A 17,162-nucleotide genomic window follows, 5' to 3' on the forward strand; every position below is an offset into this window, starting at 1 on the left:
ATAATGAAAACTGATAAATTAATACGATAAATCCAGATGGTCATATAGATGAATTCCATGTTTGCTTCTCGCCAACGAACGACGATCCACCAAGGATCGCGATGGGGAGCAGAGTTTGGATATCGGCGAGAACACCTCCGCACGAAAAGATGCATGGCTTGGCCGCAGCCTTCTGCGTGTCGAGGATATGCGCCTTGTGCGTGGTGGCGGCCAATATGTCGACGATCTCCTGCCCGAGGGCTGTCTTTTCCTGGAATTTGTCCGCAGCCCCTATCCATGCGGCGAGATCGTCGCGCTGGATGTTGAAGCGGCCCGGCGGGCGGAAGGCGTTGTCGCCGTTCTGACCGCTGACGACCTTGGTGATCTGGGCGCATCAGCGATTAATCTGGTGCTGGCGGATATGGGCGCGCGCCCGCTGCGTCCACTGGCAAAGGGTGTTGTCGAGGCGACAGGTCAGGCTGTTGCCGCCATCATCGCAACGTCCCTTTCCGCTGCCCGTGACGCCGCCCAGAGCGTGTTTCTGGATGTGGAGCCGTCGGAGGGCGGCAGTGCAGCGGCAGAAGCCGAGATCTACGCACACCACCACACCGATGGCGATGTGGACGCGGCCTTTGAGCAGGCGGCGCACATTGTCACTGTGTCGGTGGAACACGCGCTGGTGGCTCCGACCGCGCTCGAGCCGCGCGCAACGCTTGCCGACTGGTCCCGGAACACGCTGACCGTCTGGGCTTCGACGCAGACACCTTTCCGGGTGCGTGAGGATCTTGCGCGCATTCTCGATCTGCCTCTGGCGCAGGTGCGCGTTGTCGCGCCGGATGTTGGCGGTGCGTTCGGCGGGAAGTCGTCGATCTATCCGGAAGATGTGGTCGTCGCCTGGGCAGCGCGGCATCTGAAGGCACCGGTCAAATGGTGCGCCACCCGTGGTGAGGAATTGCTCGCCGCGACGCAGGGGCGCGGCGCGCGCAGCGAGGGCGAACTGGCCTTGTCCGCAGATGGCGTTCTGCTCGGGCTCCGGGCGCGGCTGGCGTTTCAGCTTGGTCACTGGATGCCCTACAGCGCCGCCATTCCCGGTCGCAATGCGAGCCGCATCCTTCCCGGCCCCTACCGGGTTCAGGCAATGGACATCGACCTGAAGGGCTATCGCGCCAACCGCGCCGCCGTTGGCATCTACCGGGGTGCAGGCCGTCCCGAGGCGGCAATGCTGCTGGAGCGCCTGATGGATGCTGCGGCAAAACGGCTGAAAATCGATCCGCTGGAACTGCGCCGCAGAAACGTGATCGACGCAAACTCCTTTCCTTATACGACGCCGACCGGCCAGACGCTCGATTCCGGCGATTACGGACAGCTCCTCGACAGGATGCGCAGCCATGCAGGCTATGAGGCCCTGCTTGCGCAGCGTGACGAACGGCGGGCTGCCGGTGAAGTCGTCGGTCTCGGTCTGGCGCTCTACATCGAACCCTGCGGGCAGGGCTGGGAAAGCGCGGATGTGAATTTCTGCCGCAACGGGATGTTTCAGGTCCTGACCGGGGCGAGCGCGCAGGGGCAGGGACGCGAGACGGCCTTCGCCCAGATCGCGGCCGACATGCTTCAGGTCTCGCCCGATCGCATCGCCGTCCGGCAGGGCGATACCGACGATCTTTCCGGCGGCATCGGCGCGCTGGCGAGCCGGGGCACGGCCATCGGCGGCAGCGCAGTCGTTCGCGCCTGCGAGATGTTACGGGGCCAGTTGACGGAGATCGCCGCCGGGCTTTTCCAGTGCGATCCGGAAATCCTGCTTTTCACCCGCGAGGGCATTTCGGCCGGTGTTGTGGGCGCTGCATCGATAAGCTGGAATGCCCTGGCCGATCATGTGGCGGGAGAAGCACCCGGTCCGGCCCTCAAGCCGCTCCTGACCGGTTCCGTCGTCTACCACGCCGAGGGCGAAGCGTGGAGCAGCGGTTGTTGCCTCGCGTTTGTGTCCATCAATCCGCGCACCGGCGCGCCGACCTTCGAGAAGCTCTCCTGGGTGGACGATGCCGGACGCGTCGTCAATCCGATGCTTGTGCGCGGCCAGCTGGTCGGCGGCATGGCGCAGGGGCTTGGTGAGGCGCTGATGGAGCGCATTGTCTATGACGATGACGGCCAGCTTCTGACGGGATCCCTGATGGACTATGCCGTGCCCCGCGCCATCGACATCCCAGCCGTCGATATCGCAAAACTGGAGACCGTTTCTCCGGCCAACGCACTCGGTGCGAAAGGCGTGGGGGAGGCTGGCTGCATCGGGGCGCCAGCCGCGATCTTCAATGCGGTCTCGGATGCGGTCGCGCCGTTCGGTCCGCACAAGCTGCAGATGCCATTAACCAGCGAAACAATCTGGCGCGCCCTGCAGCAAGAATGGGCGCAGGCGCATCCACGGCAGCGGAAAAACGGGAGTTTGACATGACGACGAAAAGAAGACTGTCGGCTTTCAGTTTCTCAAAATGGATCGACGAACACGAACATCTTCTTCGCCCGCCGGTGGGCAACCAGCAGATCTGGGAAGACGCAGACATGATGGTGACGGTCGTTGGCGGCCCCAACAAACGCACCGACTATCATGACGATCCGGTGGAGGAGTTTTTCTACCAGCTGCGCGGCGACATGCTTTTGAAGGTCGTCGACAATGGCGAATTCCATGACGTGCCGATCCGCGAGGGGGAAATCTTTCTCCTGCCGCCGCATGTGCGTCATTCACCCCAACGTCCGCAGGAAGGCTCTGTCGGGCTGGTCGTAGAACCCAAGCGCCAGCCCGACGAACGCGACGCGTTCGAGTGGTATTGCTTCGAATGCCAGGCGCTCGTCAAACGCGTCGAGGTTTCACTCAAGAGCATCGTGCGTGACCTGCCGCCCATCTACGAGGCGTTCTACGCCGACGAGAAGGCGCGCATCTGTCCCAATTGCGGAACGGTTCATCCGGGCAAGGAGCCGCCTGCGAATTGGGTTCAACTCTAACCTCTCCTGCAAAGTGGAAACGATAAAATGAAAAACATGAAAGCAGGCTTGTTCGCGCTCGCCGGCCTCCTGGGGAGCGTGGTGACCGGTGGGGCTCAAGAACCGGTCAAGATCGGCATGATCACCACGCTCTCGGGGCCGGCGGGCTATCTGGGACAAGACGTCCGCGACGGTTTCGAGCTCGCGGTCAAGATGAATGACGGCAAGCTTGGCGACGTTCCGGTCGAGATCCTCGTTGAGGATGACGGACTGAAGCCCGGCAATGGTCGCCAGATCGCCGACCGCTTCCTGAACAATGAAGATGTGAAGCTCTTCACGGGCATCATCTTCTCCAATGTGGCGGGTGCGACCGTTCCCGATATCGTCGATGAGGGCGCGATCTTTGTCAGCCCGAATGCCGGGCCCTCGGAGTTCGCCGGCGCGGGCTGCCACCCCAACTATTTCGTGCTGTCCTGGCTGACCGACACGATGCAGGGCAGCGCCGGCAAGAATGCCAGCGACCTCGGCTATAAACGCGCCTTCGTGCTCGCACCCAACTACCAGGCTGGCAAGGACGCGATCACCGGCTTCAAGCGCTATTTCGACGGCGAGATCGTCGGCGAGATCTACACGCGCCTTGACCAGACCGACTTCGCCGCCGAGATGGCGCAGATCCGCGAAGTCGCGCCGGACGTGGTCTTCCAGTTCCAGCCCGGTGGTCTGGGCATCGCTTTCCTGCGCCAGTATCAGCAGTCGGGCCTGCTTGGCTCCATTCCGATGGTTGTCTCCGAGCCGTCGATGGATCACGCGATCCTGAAGGCTGTTGGCGACGCCGCCGAGGGCCTGAATGTTTCCGGCGCGTGGAACACCGATCTCGACAACCCGACCAACGCGGCCTTCGTGGCGCAGTTCGAGGAAACCTACGGCCGCACGCCCACCATGTATGCGGCGCAGGGCTATGACACGGCGCTCGCCTTCGCGTCGGCGCTCGGCAAGGTCGAGGGCGACATCAGCGATCTGGATGCGTTCCGGGGCGCCCTTCGCGAGACCGACTTCGAGACCACACGCGGTGCTTTCGAGTTCGGCGCAAACCAGCATCCGGTCCAGGACTGGTACGCGATGCGTGTTGAAAAGAACGATGCGGGTGAACTGGTTCTGAAGACGCGCAAGAAACTCATGTCTGCTCACGGCGATCCATTCGCCCAAGACTGCAGCTTCTGAGGCGCACGACATGCGGGTAATTCGGCAGAAACTTGAGGGCGTCGACATGGTTGTCGACCGTTTGGAATGCGGCCCGGTGCGGGTGACATGCATCCCCGACATCGCAAACATTGCGTGGCCGGCAAAAGCCATTTTCGGCGCATTGTCGTCCGACGCTCTGGCGGCTGCCGAAACCCGCGCTCCGTCCGGCACGGTCAACGCGTCGGACGGAACGGTGCGGCTGAGCTTCAACAGCTACCTGATCGAAACACCGGATTTCACCGCCCTGATCGACTGCGGTGTCGGCAACGACAAGGAGCGGCCCGACCGTCCGGCCTGGCATCGCCGCAGCGGCTCCTTTCTCGACGCGCTGTCGGCGCTCGGCGTTGCGCCGCAGCAGGTGGACATCGTCATCAACACGCATCTCCACGCAGATCATGTTGGCTGGAACACATGTCTGGTGGAGGGTGGCTGGCAGCCGACTTTCGCCTCCGCGCGCTACGTGGTGTGCGGGGCCGAACTTGACCATTGGTCGGCAATCGACCGTGAGAACGATGGCGTTGGCCCGGACGGTGTGGGAACGCTGCACGGCGCATTCGCCGACAGCATCGCTCCCATCGTGGAGACGGTCGGTTACGAAGCGGTCGCTGCGGACGCGGAGATTGCGCCGGGGCTTTGCTTCCAGCCGGCGCCCGGCCATTCACCGGGAATGGCTGCCGTCATCCTGTCGACCCCGCACGGCGACGTGATGTTTCCGGCCGATGCCATCCATCATCCTCTGCAGCTGGATGATGCGGCGGTCAGCTCGAACTTCTGTGAGAACCCGGAACAGGCCTGCAGCACCCGGCAGAGGCTTCTGGCCCAGGCTGCGGCAGGCAATGCTGTTCTCGCACCCTACCACTTTCCAGCCCCCGTTTTCGGTCGTCTGAAAACGGAGGAGACGAGTTTCCGGTTCTGTCCCCTCGCGGTCGAGGACGTCAGCTAGCCGGCAACAACGCGCACAGCGCGGGAACCAGAGGAGAACGGGAAATGACATTGAGAAAGACCATTCTGGCCGGTGTGCTGGCTGCAGCCGCAGCGACCCCGCTGGCGGCGCAGGAGCCGGTCAAGATCGGCATGATCACCACGCTGTCCGGCCCGGCCGGTTATCTGGGGCAGGACATTCGCGACGGTTTCCAGCTGGCCATTGACGCAGAAGACGGCAAGCTCGGCGGTGTTCCGGTGGAACTGATGGTCGAGGATGACAGTCTGAAACCGGGCAATGGCCGCCAGATCGCGGATCGCTACCTCAACAATGAGGGCGTGAAGCTCTTCACGGGTATCGTCTTCTCCAACGTTGCCGGCGCCACCGTGCCGGACATTGTCGATGCAGGCGCTTTCTACATCAGCCCCAATGCCGCGCCGTCCAATTTCGCCGGCAAGGAATGCAACGAGAACTATTTCGTCGTGTCCTGGCAGAATGACAGCCTGCATGAAAGCGCGGGACAGAACGCGACCAATCTGGGCTACAAGACGGCCTTCGTACTGGCCCCCAACTATCAGGCCGGCAAGGACGCCATCTCCGGCTTCAAGCGGTTCTTCAAGGGCGATATCGTCGGTGAGGTCTATACCCGCCTCGACCAGACCGATTTCGCCGCCGAAATGGCGCAGATCCGCGACGCCGCGCCGGATGTCGTGTTCCAGTTCCATCCCGGTGGTCTGGGCATTGCGTTTCTGCGCCAGTATCAGCAGGCGGGCCTTCTCGAAACCGTGCCGATGGTGGTCGCCGAACCGTCCATGGATGCGGTCATCCTGAACGCGGTTGGCGATGCCGCCAAGGGCGTCAACGTGTCCAGCCACTGGAACACGGACTTCGAGAACAGCGCCAACGAAGCTTTCGTGGCTGCCTGGAAAGAAGCCTATGACCGTCCGCTCACCTATTATGCGAGCCAGGGTTACGATGCGGCGCGCGCCATTGCCGCGGCGCTGAAGGCGACGGGCGGTTCCGTCGACGATGCGGACGCGTTCCGCAACGCCATGCGCGAAGCAGCCTTCGAATCCGTGCGCGGCGATTTCGCCTTCGGTCCGAACCAGCATCCGGTTCAGGACTGGTTCTCCCTCAAGGTTGTCGATGGCGAGGATGGCAAGCCGGCACTCAAGACCGTGGGTACGGTCTTTGAGGATCACGGCGACGTCTATGCCGCCGAGTGCAGCCTTTAATCACACGCATATGGCGGTCGCGATGGCCTTTGCGCCGGAGCGGCCGCTTCCTTCCAATCTCTGAGCAACTGGCCAGCGAAACGCAATGACTCTGTTTCTCGAACAAGTTCTCAACGGTCTGCAACTCGGCGTAATGCTGTTTCTGATGGCCGCGGGACTGACCCTGATCTTCGGTATCATGGGTATCATCAATCTGGCGCATGGCTCGATCTACATGATCGGGGCCTATGCCGGAACCTATGTCGCCATGGAGACGGGCGTCTACTACGCCGGCATTCCGGCGGCGCTGGCCGCTGCGGCGCTGACGGGCGCGGCGATGGAATTCCTCGTCGTCAGGCGTCTCTACAAGCGCGATCACCTCGATCAGGTGCTGGCCACGTTCGCCCTGATCCTCATTTCCAACCAGGTGATCACGCTCATCTTCGGCAGACAGCCCCTGTTCGTGGGCCTGCCATCGGCGCTGAGCGGTTCGGTCGAGCTTCTGCCCGGCCTGTTCTATCCGAGCTATCGGCTCGCGATCATTGCCGTCGGCCTGCTCGTGGCGCTTGGTCTTTACCTGGTCATCAACCGCACACGCATCGGCATGCTGGTGCGGGCCGGTTCCACCAATCGTGACATGGTGCGCGCGCTGGGTGTCGATATCCGCATGCTCTACACGATCGTGTTCGGGCTGGGCGCGCTGCTGGCAGGCCTCGCCGGCTACATGGCCGGCCCGATCCTGGCGGTGCAGGTGGGAATGGGCGAGCAGATCCTCATCACGACCTTCGTCGTCGTGGTGATCGGCGGCGTCGGGTCGATCCGCGGCGCGTTCTTCGCCAGCCTCATCATCGGCGTCTTCGACACGATGCTCCGTGCCTATCTGCCGGGCTTCCTCAGGCAGATCATGGCGGGCTCCGAGGCCGATGCGCTGGGCGCGGGCCTCTCCTCGATGGGCATCTACCTTCTCATGGCGCTTGTTCTGCTTGTCAGGCCCAAGGGTCTCTTCCCGGCGCACTCGTAAGTTTCGGATTGATTATTTCGATGACACAATCATCAAGCAAAACTCTCCTGGGCATCGGCCTGCTGGCAGTGTTTCTGGCACTGCCGGTGATCGCCGACATGCTGGGGCAGCCGGCGCTCACCTCGCTGGCAACGCGGGTTCTGATCTACGGCATCGCCGCAGCCAGCCTGAACTTCATCCTCGGCTTCGGCGGCATGGTCAGCTTCGGGCACGCAGCCTTCTTCGGTGTCGGCGGCTATGTGGTCGGCATCCTTTATCAGCACTACGCATCGGGCGAACCGCTGTTCGGCTTCCTGCCGGGCACCAATCAGCTTCTGATCACCCTGCCTCTGGCCATTCTCGTCAGCGGGGCGGTCGCTGCGATCATCGGCGCGCTTTCGCTGCGCACCAGCGGCATCCAGTTCATCATGATCACGCTGGCCTTCGCGCAGATGCTGTTCTTCTTCTTCGTCTCGCTCAAGGCCTATGGCGGCGATGACGGGCTGATCATCCGCCGTGCAAACGAGGTTCCGGGGCTGAACATGCGTGACAAGCAGACCGTCTACTATGTCTGTCTGGCAATCGCCGTTCTGTTCTTCGCGCTTCTGACGCGGCTGGTGAACTCCCGCTTCGGCTACGTGCTTGCCGGCCTGCGGCAGAGCGAACAGCGCATGGCGGCCATCGGCCTGCACGCCTATCGCTACAAGCTGGTCGCCTTCGTGATCTCGGGCATGGGGGCCGGACTGGCCGGTGCGCTCATGGCCAATTTCATGCGCTTTGCCAGCCCGGACATGCTGCACTGGACAAAATCGGGCGAACTGATGGTGATGGTCATTCTCGGCGGGGTCGGAACCGTGTTCGGGCCGCTGATCGGCGCAGGCACGTTCATCGTGCTGGAAACGCTGCTCGCTTCGTGGACCGAGAACTGGCAGCTCGGCCTCGGCTTCATCCTGCTGTTCGTTGTCCTTTATACGCAGGGCGGCGTGCAGGCCTTGCTCCAGCGTGTTTTCGGGAGCCGCTCATGACCAGTTCCATCCTCAAGGTCGAGAACCTGCAGAAACGTTTTGGCGGTCTGACGGCCACCGACGATGTGAGCCTCACCGTGGAGCCGGGCGAAATCCATGCGCTGATCGGACCCAATGGTGCGGGCAAGACCACACTGATCTCGCAGCTCTTTGGCGAGCTGGCGCACGACGCCGGCCACATCAGCCTGAACGGTCAGAAGATCGACAGCCTGCCGACACCGGATCGCGTGGCGCGCGGGTTGGCCCGGACGTTTCAGATCACCTGCCTGTTGCCGGATTACACCGCGTTGCAGAATGTCTCCATCGCCTGCCAGGTGCAGAAGGGCCACAGCTTTCACTTTCTGGCGAGCGCCCGGCGCGACACCGATTTGCAGGAAGAAGCGGCAGTGCTTCTGCGCCGTGTCGGGCTGGAGGAGCGCGCCGGTGAGCTGGTGGCGAACCTCGCCCATGGCGAACGCAAGCAGCTCGAGCTCGCCGTGGCGCTTGCCACGAGGCCGCGCCTGCTCCTGCTGGATGAACCCATGGCCGGTCTTGGCCATGTGGAGAGCCAGCAGATGGTCGACCTGCTTTTGAGCCTGAAAGGACAGTTCAGCATGCTTCTGGTCGAGCACGACATGGATGCCGTGTTCGCGCTGGCCGACCGCATTTCCGTTCTTGTTTACGGGCGGATCATTGCCACCGGAAGCGCCGATGAAATCCGAAGCAATGCCGATGTGAAGACGGCCTATCTGGGCGAAGGAGACGAGCTATGCTGAGCGTTGAAGGGCTTCAGGCCGCCTATGGCGCAAGCAGGATCCTTTTCGATGTCGCACTGGAGATCGGAGAGGGGCAGGTCGTGACCCTGCTCGGTCGCAACGGCATGGGCAAGACGACCACGGTGCGCACCATCATGGGGCTTTTGCCGGCGCAGTCCGGCAAGGTGCAGCTTCGCGGCAGGGATGTCACCGCGGCCGCACCCGAAAAGGTCGCCCGCCTCGGTGTCGGGCTGGTGCCGGAATCGCGGCAGGTGTTCCCAACGCTCACCGTGCGGGAGAACCTTGTAGCGACGGCCAGCAACCGGCTGAAGCGCAACAATCCCTGGACGCTGCAGCGGGTCTACGAGATGTTCCCGCGTCTGCGCGAGCGGGCGGGGCAGTCTTCTGGAACCCTGTCGGGCGGTGAGCAGCAAATGCTGGTGATCGGGCGCGCGCTGATGACCAATCCGCATCTTCTCATCCTCGATGAGGCGACGGAGGGGCTCGCCCCCGTCATTCGCCGCGAGATCTGGCAATGTCTGGAGCGCCTCAAGGCTGAAGGCCAGTCGATCCTGCTGATCGACAAGAATGTGGAGGTGCTCAAGCGCCTTGCCGACCATCATTACGTTCTGGAAAAAGGACGTACGGTCTGGTCGGGCACAAGCGCCGATCTGGAGCGCGATTCAGAGTTGGTGCATCGCCATGTCGGCATCTGACGTCTGGTTTGTATGCTGCAGACCGTCTGCGCTGAAGCGCCATGAGGTATGTCCATGACCTGCGTGACCATGCGCATCAATGGCGAGGCCGTGACCGAAGACATCGAAGACCGCACGCTGCTCGTGGATTTCCTGCGGGTGCGCAGACGCCTGACTGGAACGCATGTCGGGTGCGACACCAGCCAGTGCGGCGCGTGTGTGGTGCATGTCGATGGCGAGGCGATCAAATCCTGCGCCATGCTTGCCGTGCAGTGCGAGGGGCGGGAGGTGACCACCATTGAGGGGCTTGCCGAGGGCGAAAACCTGCACGCCATGCAGAAGGCATTTCACGAATGCCATGCGCTTCAGTGTGGCTTCTGCACGCCGGGAATGATCCTGTCGGCGCTCGATATGGTGCGCCGTCATGGCGCGGCTTTGGATGAGGCGACCATTCGGCATGAGCTCGAAGGCAATATCTGCCGCTGCACCGGCTACGAGAACATCGTGAAGGCGATCCGCCAGGGCGCGCAGGAGATCTCTGCATGAACCCGTTCTGCTACAGGCGCGCTGAAAGCGTGGAGGCTGCGGCTGCATTTCTGGGCGAGGCCGATGAGGCGAGCCTGCTTGCCGGCGGGCAGACCCTGCTGCCGACGATGAAGCAGGGGCTGGCCGCGCCCGACATGCTGGTCGATCTGGCAGGGATCAGCGCTCTGAAAAAGATCCGCATCGAGCCTGATGCGATCATTGTCGGGGCCATGTGCACCCATGCACAGGTGGCAGGCGCCGAGGCCGTTCGCAGACATGTTCCGGGACTTGCCGCCCTTGCCGGAGAGATCGGCGATGCGCAGGTGCGCAATCGCGGAACGCTTGGCGGGTCCATCGCCAACAATGATCCGGCAGCCGATTATCCCGCTGCCTGTGTGGGGCTTGGCGCGACCGTTCTTACCGACCGGCGCGAAATCGGGGCTGACGCCTTTTTCCTGGGCCTGTTTGAGACTGCGCTTGAAGAGGGGGAGATCATCACCGGGGTGCGTTTTCCCCTTCAGCGTCGCTCCGCCTATCTGAAGTTTCGCAATCCTGCCTCCCGGTTTGCGATTGTCGGCGTCTTCGTGGCCGGTGTGCCAGGGAGTGTGCGCGTCGCCATCACCGGTGCCGGCCGCGATGGCGTGTTTCGCTGGTCTGCGGCAGAAGAGGCGCTCAATGAGCGCTTCCACCCGGAGGCGCTGGAGCGGCTCGTGCTGCCTCTGGATGACATGCTCTATGATATCCATGCCAGCGGCGAATACCGCGCCCATCTGGCGAAGGTTCTTGCCGGTGACGCTGTCGCGGAAATTTCAGGCGTGGCTTAGACGGGCCGGCCTCTGCACCAGAATATCCCACGTCGAAACTCTTTTGTCTGAATGCTAGCCGCGCGCTTCGCCGGGCTGGAGGCTCCCGATCTTTCCGGCCGCGCTGAACGAATAGCCGACGCCGTAGACGGATTTTATCGGCGGGTCGATGTCGGTCTGGTCGAGGATCTTGCGTCGTAAGCGGCTCACCACCGCGTCGAGATGGCGGTTGTCGAACTGGGTCTGCCGCCGGGAGAGGATCCGGGCCAGTTCCTCGCGGGAGCGTGGCGTACCGGAATTCTCGATCAGTGCGCCGATGAAGGAATTCTCGGTCGCGGTGAGCTTTACCGAACTGCCATCGGGAGAAAGCAGGGTCCAGCTCACCGTGTCGAGCACCCAGGTTCCTGTCTGCCCGTCATGTGCCTGGTTCTGGGGCAGGCGGCGCAGCAGGCTGTGAACCGCTGCGGTGATCTCGCGCAGGCTGCTGTGCTTGACGAGATAGATATCCGCGCCGCTGTCAAAGCCGCGCACCCGGCTTTCCGTGTCGCCATGCGCAGTCAGCATGATGATGCCGCAATCGAGCCTTGCCCGGATCATCTCCGCCAGATGGAAGCCGTCGCCGTCCGGCAGGGTTATGTCGAGGATCACAACGTCGGGCCGTGCCTGCACTTCAAGGGCTTTTTTCAGCTCACCGGCCGTTCCAACGCCGGCTGCGTCAAACCCCTGCAGGTGCATGTAGTCGATCAGGTCGCCCCTGAGGGCGTCTTCATCTTCGACAATCAGTATCCGGCTCATGCGGTTTTCTCCTCCCACCGCTCCGTATCGTTCATCGGCACCAGGCCGGGCATCGGCAGCATGACGGTTGCGACAGTGCCGCCGCCGCTGCGCGCCTTGAGGTTTACCGCGCCACGGTGGTAGCCAAGCAATTGCCGGCATGTGTGAAGCCCAAGTCCGTTGCCCGCCGTCTTCCCCGTGTTTGGGGCGCGAAAGAAGCGTCGTCCCACATGGCTGAGCGCCCCTTCGGGAATGCCGATGCCGCGATCGGACACCTCCATGATGAGAAGTTTGTTGCGCGCGGAAATGGCGATCTCGACCGGTTTGTCATCGGCTGAATATTTGAGCGCGTTGTCGATCAGGTTGACGATTACGGTGCGCAGCATCTCGACATCCGCCCAGTAATCGGAAACCGCCTCGACGGTCGTGAAGTGCAGTCGGTCGCCAAGACCAACCTGATCGAAATGCCGCTGGATGTCCTGTGTCAGTTCGCCGATGTCCAGCTGCTCGACCTTGAGCACGCCCTCGACCTGTCGTTCGGTCGACAAAAAACGGTCGATGAGCATGGTCATCCGGGAGACGGCGTCATCAATGCTCCTGAGGCGCTTGGTGACGGCCTCCGAGCGGCGCTTGAGCATCATCTCGAGCATCTCGCTGGCATAGCGGATGCCGGCCAGCGGGGTGCGGAATTCGTGGCTCACCATGCGAATGAGCTGTCGCTGCTCTTCGCGCGCGGCCTTTTCCGCATCAAGGCTGGCGGAAAGTTCGCCTTCAAGCCGCCGCCGTTCGGCAACCTCACGGGCGAGCGCCGAGTTCCTGTCGCGCAGGTCGTTTGAAAGGCGCATGCCGACCATGAACAGAAGGCAGATGAAAAAGCCGACAATGAACAGATGGCCCTGGAAAAAGTACCAGGCGTTCACATCGCTCAGCAGCGCGCCATGGGCGAAAGTGTCCGGGTACCAGTAGAGCAGGAAACTCTGCAGGAGGCTTGCGCCGACATATTCCCCCAGCAAAGCGATGGTGATCCAGCGCAGGAAGGGCGGCTGGGTGCGGTCCATGTAGAGGGTCTTGATCATGACCCCCATCATGACGACGGTGAAAGCCGTGGAGGCATGAATGCGCAGTTCGAGGCGCTCGGGCGCAAGCGCGACCGCCGTGACCCAGAAAACGAGATGCGCGGCCAGGCAGAAAACGCCGATCCTCAGGCATCTTGGCTGGCCGAGAAACCGGGCCATGCCATCGGCAAGCAGAACCAGCCCGATCTTGATCATCATGTTGTCGAGCACGATGCGCAGCGCCGATGCCTCCTGACCACGCTGAAGCAGGAGAAGAAGGCCGAGCGCGATGGCCACGAAGCCGGCGGCGATGACTTTCAGCTCATAGAGATGACGCCAGGACATCCACACGAGAACCCAGGCGATTGCCTGGAGTGTCGTCGTGCAGAATTCCAGCAGCAGCAGCGTCTTGAGGTCGAGCATGACCTTTGATGACGCAAGCTTTGGGCCGGTGCAAGAAGGCAAGGCCGGTGAAAACCGTCATTTCTCGTGAAGCGGCTAAAAAGCGGCGATACATGTAAGATTTGGTCAGTATTCGTCAGAATTTGCAGGAATTCGCTGGCCGGACATGGCCCCGAATTCGGCTTGTGCATCCTTGGGTGCCTTTTCGACGGCCTGGAGGGGCGGGTGGAGTGTGTGAGTCGCTTACGGTTTTTGGAACGCGACGCTGTCAATACGTATGGATACCAGTTTTTGAGAATAGACCAGTCGACATATATCGGTTTAAATTGAGCGGTTGTTTGATTGTATGTCTTCAAGTTTTATTTGGATGGTGAAGTATATTCAGAATTCCACATGAATTCATTGCGCGTGTGAGTCCGGTGTATTAATGATTTGCATAGGCAAAGGATTTCAGTGGGGCTTGCTGGGGCGATGAATTACTTTTCTCTTGCGCTTCTTGTCGCTTTCGGCGGAGCCGTTGGCTCGGTTGGGCGCTGGTCTGTCGGGCTTCTCGCCAACCGCATCTGGGGCGATGCTTTTCCCTGGGGCACGATGATCGTCAACATCATCGGTTCTTTCGTGATCGGTGTTGCTGTCGAGATCATATCGCGCGCCGCCGTCAGTTCAGCAGAGTGGCGGGCCCTTGTCGTTACCGGCGTTCTGGGCGGCTTCACGACATTCTCCTCGTTCTCGCTTGATACGATCCAGTTGATCGACAAGGGCGAAAGCCTTGCCGCCTTCTACTACGTCTTCATCACGATCGTCGTTTCGTTCGGATTTGCGTTCATTGGCGTGCACGCCGCCAAGTTGTATTTCAACGGAGTGCAAGCGTTTTAGTATATGTATGGCGTTTTTCTGTGTTAACCTCTGGTTAATCAATAAAAAAATGAAAAACGCTTGTATGCGTTTTGTATTCCATGGCAGGTATTAGAGGGTTTTTGAAGGAGGGTGGCTTTTACGTGGCGGCGCGACGTTCGCCTTGGGTGTTTTTACAATCAAGCGGGCTGTTTTGTCTGCTTTGAGCGATAAAAGCATTTGGGAGGTGTGTCGCTAAATCGTCGTCAAACAGCTCTGATCCGGAGGCGTTGCGCTTTTTCTGGATCTGCGGCTGGCAGGGATTGTCTGCATGTCGGTGCCCCACCGACCTGCGCGACGTGCAAGTTTATCCATTCTGACAGGGAAGAAGTACATGCACTTTACACCAAGAGAGATCGACAAGCTTCTGATTTACACGCTTGCGCAGGTCGCTCAGCAGCGGAAGGATCAGGGGCTGAAGCTCAATCACCCCGAGACCGTTTCGCTCATTTCCGTGGCCGCTCTCAACGGCGCGCGCGCCGGCAAGACCGTCGAGGAAGTGATGGAGATCGCCCGCAAGGAGATCACCCGCGACGATGTGATGGAAGGCGTCGTCGAGATGATTCCTTTCGTGCAGGTGGAAGCCGTGTTCACCGATGGTAGCCGGCTTGTGACGATCCACGATCCTATCCAGTAGTGCGTGCCGCGAAGGGAGCTTCTTAAATGACCGAACAGAAAAAAACGCCAGTCGGCGGACTGGTGCTTGGCGAAGGCGACATTGAAATCAATGCCGGCTACCCGACCACGGACCTGAAGGTGCGCAACACGGGCGACCGTCCGATCCAGGTTGGTTCCCACTTTCATTTCTTCGAAGTGAACGCCGCTCTGGAATTCGACCGCGAGCAGGCCTTCGGAAAACGCCTGAACATCCCTGCCACGACAGCCCTGCGCTTCGAGCCGGGCGATGAAAAGGAAGTCACGCTGGTCCCGTATCAGGGCAAGCAGCGCGCCATCGGCTTCAACGGCCTCGTCAATGGCTGGGTCGGCGACGAGAGCTACGACGATTCCCGTCCGCGTCTCGCCGATGCCATGGAGCGCGTCGAGCGGTACGGCTTCAAGACGGAAAAATAATCGCCCGGGCGCAATCTCGTTTTACAGGACTTATGAAATGGCAAAGATTTCCAGGCAGCAGTATTCCGACCTTTACGGACCGACGACCGGCGACAAGATCCGCCTCGGTGATACCGATCTCTACATCGAGATCGAGGAAGACCTGCGCGTCTACGGTGAAGAGGCCGTCTATGGCGGCGGCAAGACGCTGCGCGACGGCATGGGCTTCGACAATGAGTTGACCAGCGCCGCCGGCGCGCCCGACCTCGTCATCACCAACGTCACCATCGTTGACGCGGTGCAGGGCGTTATCAAGGCCGATGTCGGCATCAAGAACGGTCTGGTCTGCGCCATCGGCAAGGCCGGCAACCCGGCGATCATGTCGGGCGTCACGGCCGGTCTCGCGCTTGGACCGGGCACCGATGCAATCTCCGGCGAGCACCTGATCCTCACGGCCGGCGGCATCGATGCGCACGTCCACTTCATCTCCCCGCAGCAGGCCGAGGCCGCGCTCAGCAATGGCGTGACTTCGCTGTTTGGCGGCGGCATCGGCCCCACAGACGGCACCAATGGCACGACCATCACGCCCGGCACGTGGAACGTGGAGATGATGCTCCGCTCGTTCGACGGCTGGCCGGTCAACGCAGGCGTTCTGGGCAAGGGCAACTGCTCGACCCGTCTGCCGATGGAAGAGCAGCTGCGCGCCGGCGTCATGGGCCTCAAGATCCATGAGGACTGGGGCAGCACGCCGGAAGCGATCCGCACCGCGCTCGGTGTCGCAGACGATTTCGACATCCAGGTTTGCATCCACACCGATACGCTGAACGAAGCCGGCTTCGTGGAAAACACGATCGCCGCTTTCGAGGGCCGCACGATCCACACCTACCACACGGAAGGTGCGGGTGGCGGTCACGCGCCGGACATCATCCGCGTTGCCGGGCAGTCGAACGTCATTCCGAGCTCGACCAACCCGACGCTGCCCTACGGCATCAACTCGCAGGCAGAATTGTTCGACATGACAATGATCTGCCACAACCTCAGCCCGAAGATCCCGACCGACGTGTCGTTCGCGGAGAGCCGTGTTCGCCCGGAAACCATCGCCGCAGAGAACGTGCTGCACGATCTCGGTGCGATCTCCATCCTGTCCAGTGACAGCCAGGCCATGGGCCGTGTCGGCGAAAACTGGGTCCGCGCGATCCAGACCGCAGATCTCATGAAGAAGCGCATGGGAGCCTACGAAGGCGACACGTCCGGCAACGACAATCAGCGCGTGCTGCGCTTTGTCTCCAAGGTCACCATCAACCCGGCCATCGCACAGGGCGTCAGCCATGTGGTGGGCTCGATTGAAGTGGGCAAGATGGCCGATCTGGTTCTCTGGGAGCCGGCATTCTTCGGCGCGAAGCCGAAGATGGTCATCAAGGGCGGTTTCGTCTCCTGGGCGCTGATGGGCGATCCGAACGCATCGCTGCCGACGCCGCAGCCGGTTCGTTACCGCCCGATGTATGGTTCGTTCGGTTCGGCTCTGCCGAAGACGCGCGTCACCTTCACGTCGCAGGCGGCTTACGAAGACGGCATTGTCGACCATTACGAGCTCAAGTCGCACGTGATTCCGGTCCACGGAACGCGCACGATCAGCAAGGACTCGATGGTTCGCAACAGCGCGCTGCCGGTGATCGAGGTGAACCCCGAAACCTTCGCGGTCACCGTCAATGGCAAGCATGCAACCATTGAGCCGGCAACCAGCCTGCCGCTGAACCAGCTCCACTTCTTCAGCTAAGAGACATGACGCCCGCGCAGGAGCTTCGGCTTTTCTGCGCGGGCGTCTCAATACCCTTCACAGAAGTCTGTTTCGGAGAAACGCCGATGCAGTTTCCGCCG

At 61.6% G+C, this 17,162-nt stretch carries 17 protein-coding genes; 15 read left to right on the forward strand and 2 right to left on the reverse strand.

Annotated features, from left to right (window positions below):
* Positions 1-115 precede the first annotated feature (115 nt).
* From ACRTG1_RS06105 to ACRTG1_RS06155, 11 genes are all read left to right on the forward strand, one after another.
* Complete coding sequence (locus ACRTG1_RS06105) at positions 116-2,422, forward strand: xanthine dehydrogenase family protein molybdopterin-binding subunit (protein ID WP_432515917.1); 2,307 nt, start codon at positions 116-118, stop codon at positions 2,420-2,422.
* Positions 2,419-2,970 carry a 3-hydroxyanthranilate 3,4-dioxygenase gene (locus ACRTG1_RS06110; RefSeq protein WP_206546953.1) on the forward strand — a complete coding sequence of 184 codons (552 nt, stop codon included), beginning with the start codon at positions 2,419-2,421 and terminating at the stop codon, positions 2,968-2,970. The genes ACRTG1_RS06105 and ACRTG1_RS06110 overlap by 4 nt, the downstream gene beginning before the upstream one ends.
* A 36-nt stretch (positions 2,971-3,006) precedes the next feature.
* Positions 3,007-4,170 (forward strand): ABC transporter substrate-binding protein, encoded by a 1,164-nt coding sequence (locus ACRTG1_RS06115; protein ID WP_299939035.1) that lies wholly within the window; start codon positions 3,007-3,009, stop codon positions 4,168-4,170.
* Between the two features lie 10 nt (positions 4,171-4,180).
* Positions 4,181-5,134, forward strand: coding sequence for an MBL fold metallo-hydrolase (locus ACRTG1_RS06120; RefSeq protein ID WP_432515918.1), 954 nt, complete (start codon positions 4,181-4,183; stop codon positions 5,132-5,134).
* Positions 5,135-5,178: 44 nt separating this feature from the next.
* Positions 5,179-6,348 carry an ABC transporter substrate-binding protein gene (locus tag ACRTG1_RS06125; RefSeq protein ID WP_206554323.1) on the forward strand — a complete coding sequence of 390 codons (1,170 nt, stop codon included), beginning with the start codon at positions 5,179-5,181 and terminating at the stop codon, positions 6,346-6,348.
* An 85-nt stretch (positions 6,349-6,433) separates the two neighbouring features.
* A complete protein-coding gene (locus ACRTG1_RS06130) occupies positions 6,434-7,348 on the forward strand; it encodes a branched-chain amino acid ABC transporter permease (RefSeq protein WP_206546956.1) in 915 nt (304 codons plus the stop codon).
* A 20-nt stretch (positions 7,349-7,368) separates the two neighbouring features.
* Entirely contained in the window at positions 7,369-8,352 is a 984-nt protein-coding gene (locus ACRTG1_RS06135; protein ID WP_206546957.1) for a branched-chain amino acid ABC transporter permease, read from the forward strand.
* A complete protein-coding gene (locus ACRTG1_RS06140) occupies positions 8,349-9,107 on the forward strand; it encodes an ABC transporter ATP-binding protein (protein ID WP_206546958.1) in 759 nt (252 codons plus the stop codon). The genes ACRTG1_RS06135 and ACRTG1_RS06140 overlap by 4 nt, the downstream gene beginning before the upstream one ends.
* Positions 9,101-9,802, forward strand: a complete 702-nt coding sequence (locus tag ACRTG1_RS06145; RefSeq protein WP_206546959.1) for an ABC transporter ATP-binding protein — start codon at positions 9,101-9,103, stop codon at positions 9,800-9,802. Before ACRTG1_RS06140 ends, ACRTG1_RS06145 begins: the two co-directional genes overlap by 7 nt.
* A 54-nt stretch (positions 9,803-9,856) precedes the next feature.
* Positions 9,857-10,327, forward strand: coding sequence for a (2Fe-2S)-binding protein (locus ACRTG1_RS06150; protein ID WP_206546960.1), 471 nt, complete (start codon positions 9,857-9,859; stop codon positions 10,325-10,327).
* Positions 10,324-11,130: an FAD binding domain-containing protein gene (locus tag ACRTG1_RS06155; RefSeq protein WP_432515919.1), complete on the forward strand. Its 807-nt coding sequence runs from the start codon at positions 10,324-10,326 to the stop codon at positions 11,128-11,130. The genes ACRTG1_RS06150 and ACRTG1_RS06155 overlap by 4 nt, the downstream gene beginning before the upstream one ends.
* 54 nt (positions 11,131-11,184) lie before the next feature.
* On the opposite strand, the gene ACRTG1_RS06160 is transcribed toward ACRTG1_RS06155, so the two are convergent.
* Both ACRTG1_RS06160 and ACRTG1_RS06165 read right to left on the reverse strand, forming a co-directional pair.
* Complete coding sequence (locus ACRTG1_RS06160; protein WP_206546962.1) at positions 11,185-11,904, reverse strand: response regulator transcription factor; 720 nt, start codon at positions 11,902-11,904, stop codon at positions 11,185-11,187.
* A complete protein-coding gene (locus ACRTG1_RS06165) occupies positions 11,901-13,361 on the reverse strand; it encodes a sensor histidine kinase (RefSeq protein ID WP_283800165.1) in 1,461 nt (486 codons plus the stop codon). Before ACRTG1_RS06165 ends, ACRTG1_RS06160 begins: the two co-directional genes overlap by 4 nt.
* Positions 13,362-13,811: 450 nt before the next feature.
* Here ACRTG1_RS06165 and crcB point away from each other — a divergent pair, with 450 nt between their 5' ends.
* The 4 genes from crcB to ACRTG1_RS06185 all read left to right on the forward strand — a co-directional run bounded on the left by crcB (position 13,812) and on the right by ACRTG1_RS06185 (position 17,061).
* Positions 13,812-14,216: a fluoride efflux transporter CrcB gene (gene crcB / locus ACRTG1_RS06170; protein ID WP_113154169.1), complete on the forward strand. Its 405-nt coding sequence runs from the start codon at positions 13,812-13,814 to the stop codon at positions 14,214-14,216.
* Between the two features lie 352 nt (positions 14,217-14,568).
* Complete coding sequence (locus ACRTG1_RS06175; protein WP_113154170.1) at positions 14,569-14,871, forward strand: urease subunit gamma; 303 nt, start codon at positions 14,569-14,571, stop codon at positions 14,869-14,871.
* A 26-nt stretch (positions 14,872-14,897) separates the two neighbouring features.
* The gene (locus ACRTG1_RS06180; protein ID WP_113154171.1) at positions 14,898-15,305 is read left to right on the forward strand and encodes an urease subunit beta; all 408 of its coding nucleotides are present in this window, start codon (positions 14,898-14,900) and stop codon (positions 15,303-15,305) included.
* A gap of 37 nt (positions 15,306-15,342) precedes the next feature.
* Complete coding sequence (locus tag ACRTG1_RS06185) at positions 15,343-17,061, forward strand: urease subunit alpha (RefSeq protein ID WP_113154172.1); 1,719 nt, start codon at positions 15,343-15,345, stop codon at positions 17,059-17,061.
* Positions 17,062-17,162: the final 101 nt, after the last annotated feature.

The sequence above is a fragment of the Nitratireductor sp. PBL-C9 genome (assembly GCF_050877045.1).
GTDB lineage: Bacteria > Pseudomonadota > Alphaproteobacteria > Rhizobiales > Rhizobiaceae > Nitratireductor > Nitratireductor aquimarinus.

What these genes read in the sequence shown, in the direction of transcription:
- ACRTG1_RS06110 (WP_206546953.1), top strand. Translation starts at nt 2,419, where the DNA reads ATGACGACGAAAAGAAGACTGTCGGCTTTCAGTTTCTCAAAATGGATC.
- ACRTG1_RS06115 (WP_299939035.1), top strand. Translation starts at nt 3,007, where the DNA reads ATGAAAGCAGGCTTGTTCGCGCTCGCCGGCCTCCTGGGGAGCGTGGTG.
- ACRTG1_RS06120 (WP_432515918.1), top strand. Translation starts at nt 4,181, where the DNA reads ATGCGGGTAATTCGGCAGAAACTTGAGGGCGTCGACATGGTTGTCGAC.
- ACRTG1_RS06125 (WP_206554323.1), top strand. Translation starts at nt 5,179, where the DNA reads ATGACATTGAGAAAGACCATTCTGGCCGGTGTGCTGGCTGCAGCCGCA.
- ACRTG1_RS06130 (WP_206546956.1), top strand. Translation starts at nt 6,434, where the DNA reads ATGACTCTGTTTCTCGAACAAGTTCTCAACGGTCTGCAACTCGGCGTA.
- ACRTG1_RS06135 (WP_206546957.1), top strand. Translation starts at nt 7,369, where the DNA reads ATGACACAATCATCAAGCAAAACTCTCCTGGGCATCGGCCTGCTGGCA.
- ACRTG1_RS06140 (WP_206546958.1), top strand. Translation starts at nt 8,349, where the DNA reads ATGACCAGTTCCATCCTCAAGGTCGAGAACCTGCAGAAACGTTTTGGC.
- ACRTG1_RS06145 (WP_206546959.1), top strand. Translation starts at nt 9,101, where the DNA reads ATGCTGAGCGTTGAAGGGCTTCAGGCCGCCTATGGCGCAAGCAGGATC.
- ACRTG1_RS06150 (WP_206546960.1), top strand. Translation starts at nt 9,857, where the DNA reads ATGACCTGCGTGACCATGCGCATCAATGGCGAGGCCGTGACCGAAGAC.
- ACRTG1_RS06155 (WP_432515919.1), top strand. Translation starts at nt 10,324, where the DNA reads ATGAACCCGTTCTGCTACAGGCGCGCTGAAAGCGTGGAGGCTGCGGCT.
- ACRTG1_RS06160 (WP_206546962.1), bottom strand. Translation starts at nt 11,904, where the DNA reads ATGAGCCGGATACTGATTGTCGAAGATGAAGACGCCCTCAGGGGCGAC.
- ACRTG1_RS06165 (WP_283800165.1), bottom strand. Translation starts at nt 13,361, where the DNA reads ATGCTCGACCTCAAGACGCTGCTGCTGCTGGAATTCTGCACGACGACA.
- crcB (WP_113154169.1), top strand. Translation starts at nt 13,812, where the DNA reads ATGAATTACTTTTCTCTTGCGCTTCTTGTCGCTTTCGGCGGAGCCGTT.
- ACRTG1_RS06175 (WP_113154170.1), top strand. Translation starts at nt 14,569, where the DNA reads ATGCACTTTACACCAAGAGAGATCGACAAGCTTCTGATTTACACGCTT.
- ACRTG1_RS06180 (WP_113154171.1), top strand. Translation starts at nt 14,898, where the DNA reads ATGACCGAACAGAAAAAAACGCCAGTCGGCGGACTGGTGCTTGGCGAA.
- ACRTG1_RS06185 (WP_113154172.1), top strand. Translation starts at nt 15,343, where the DNA reads ATGGCAAAGATTTCCAGGCAGCAGTATTCCGACCTTTACGGACCGACG.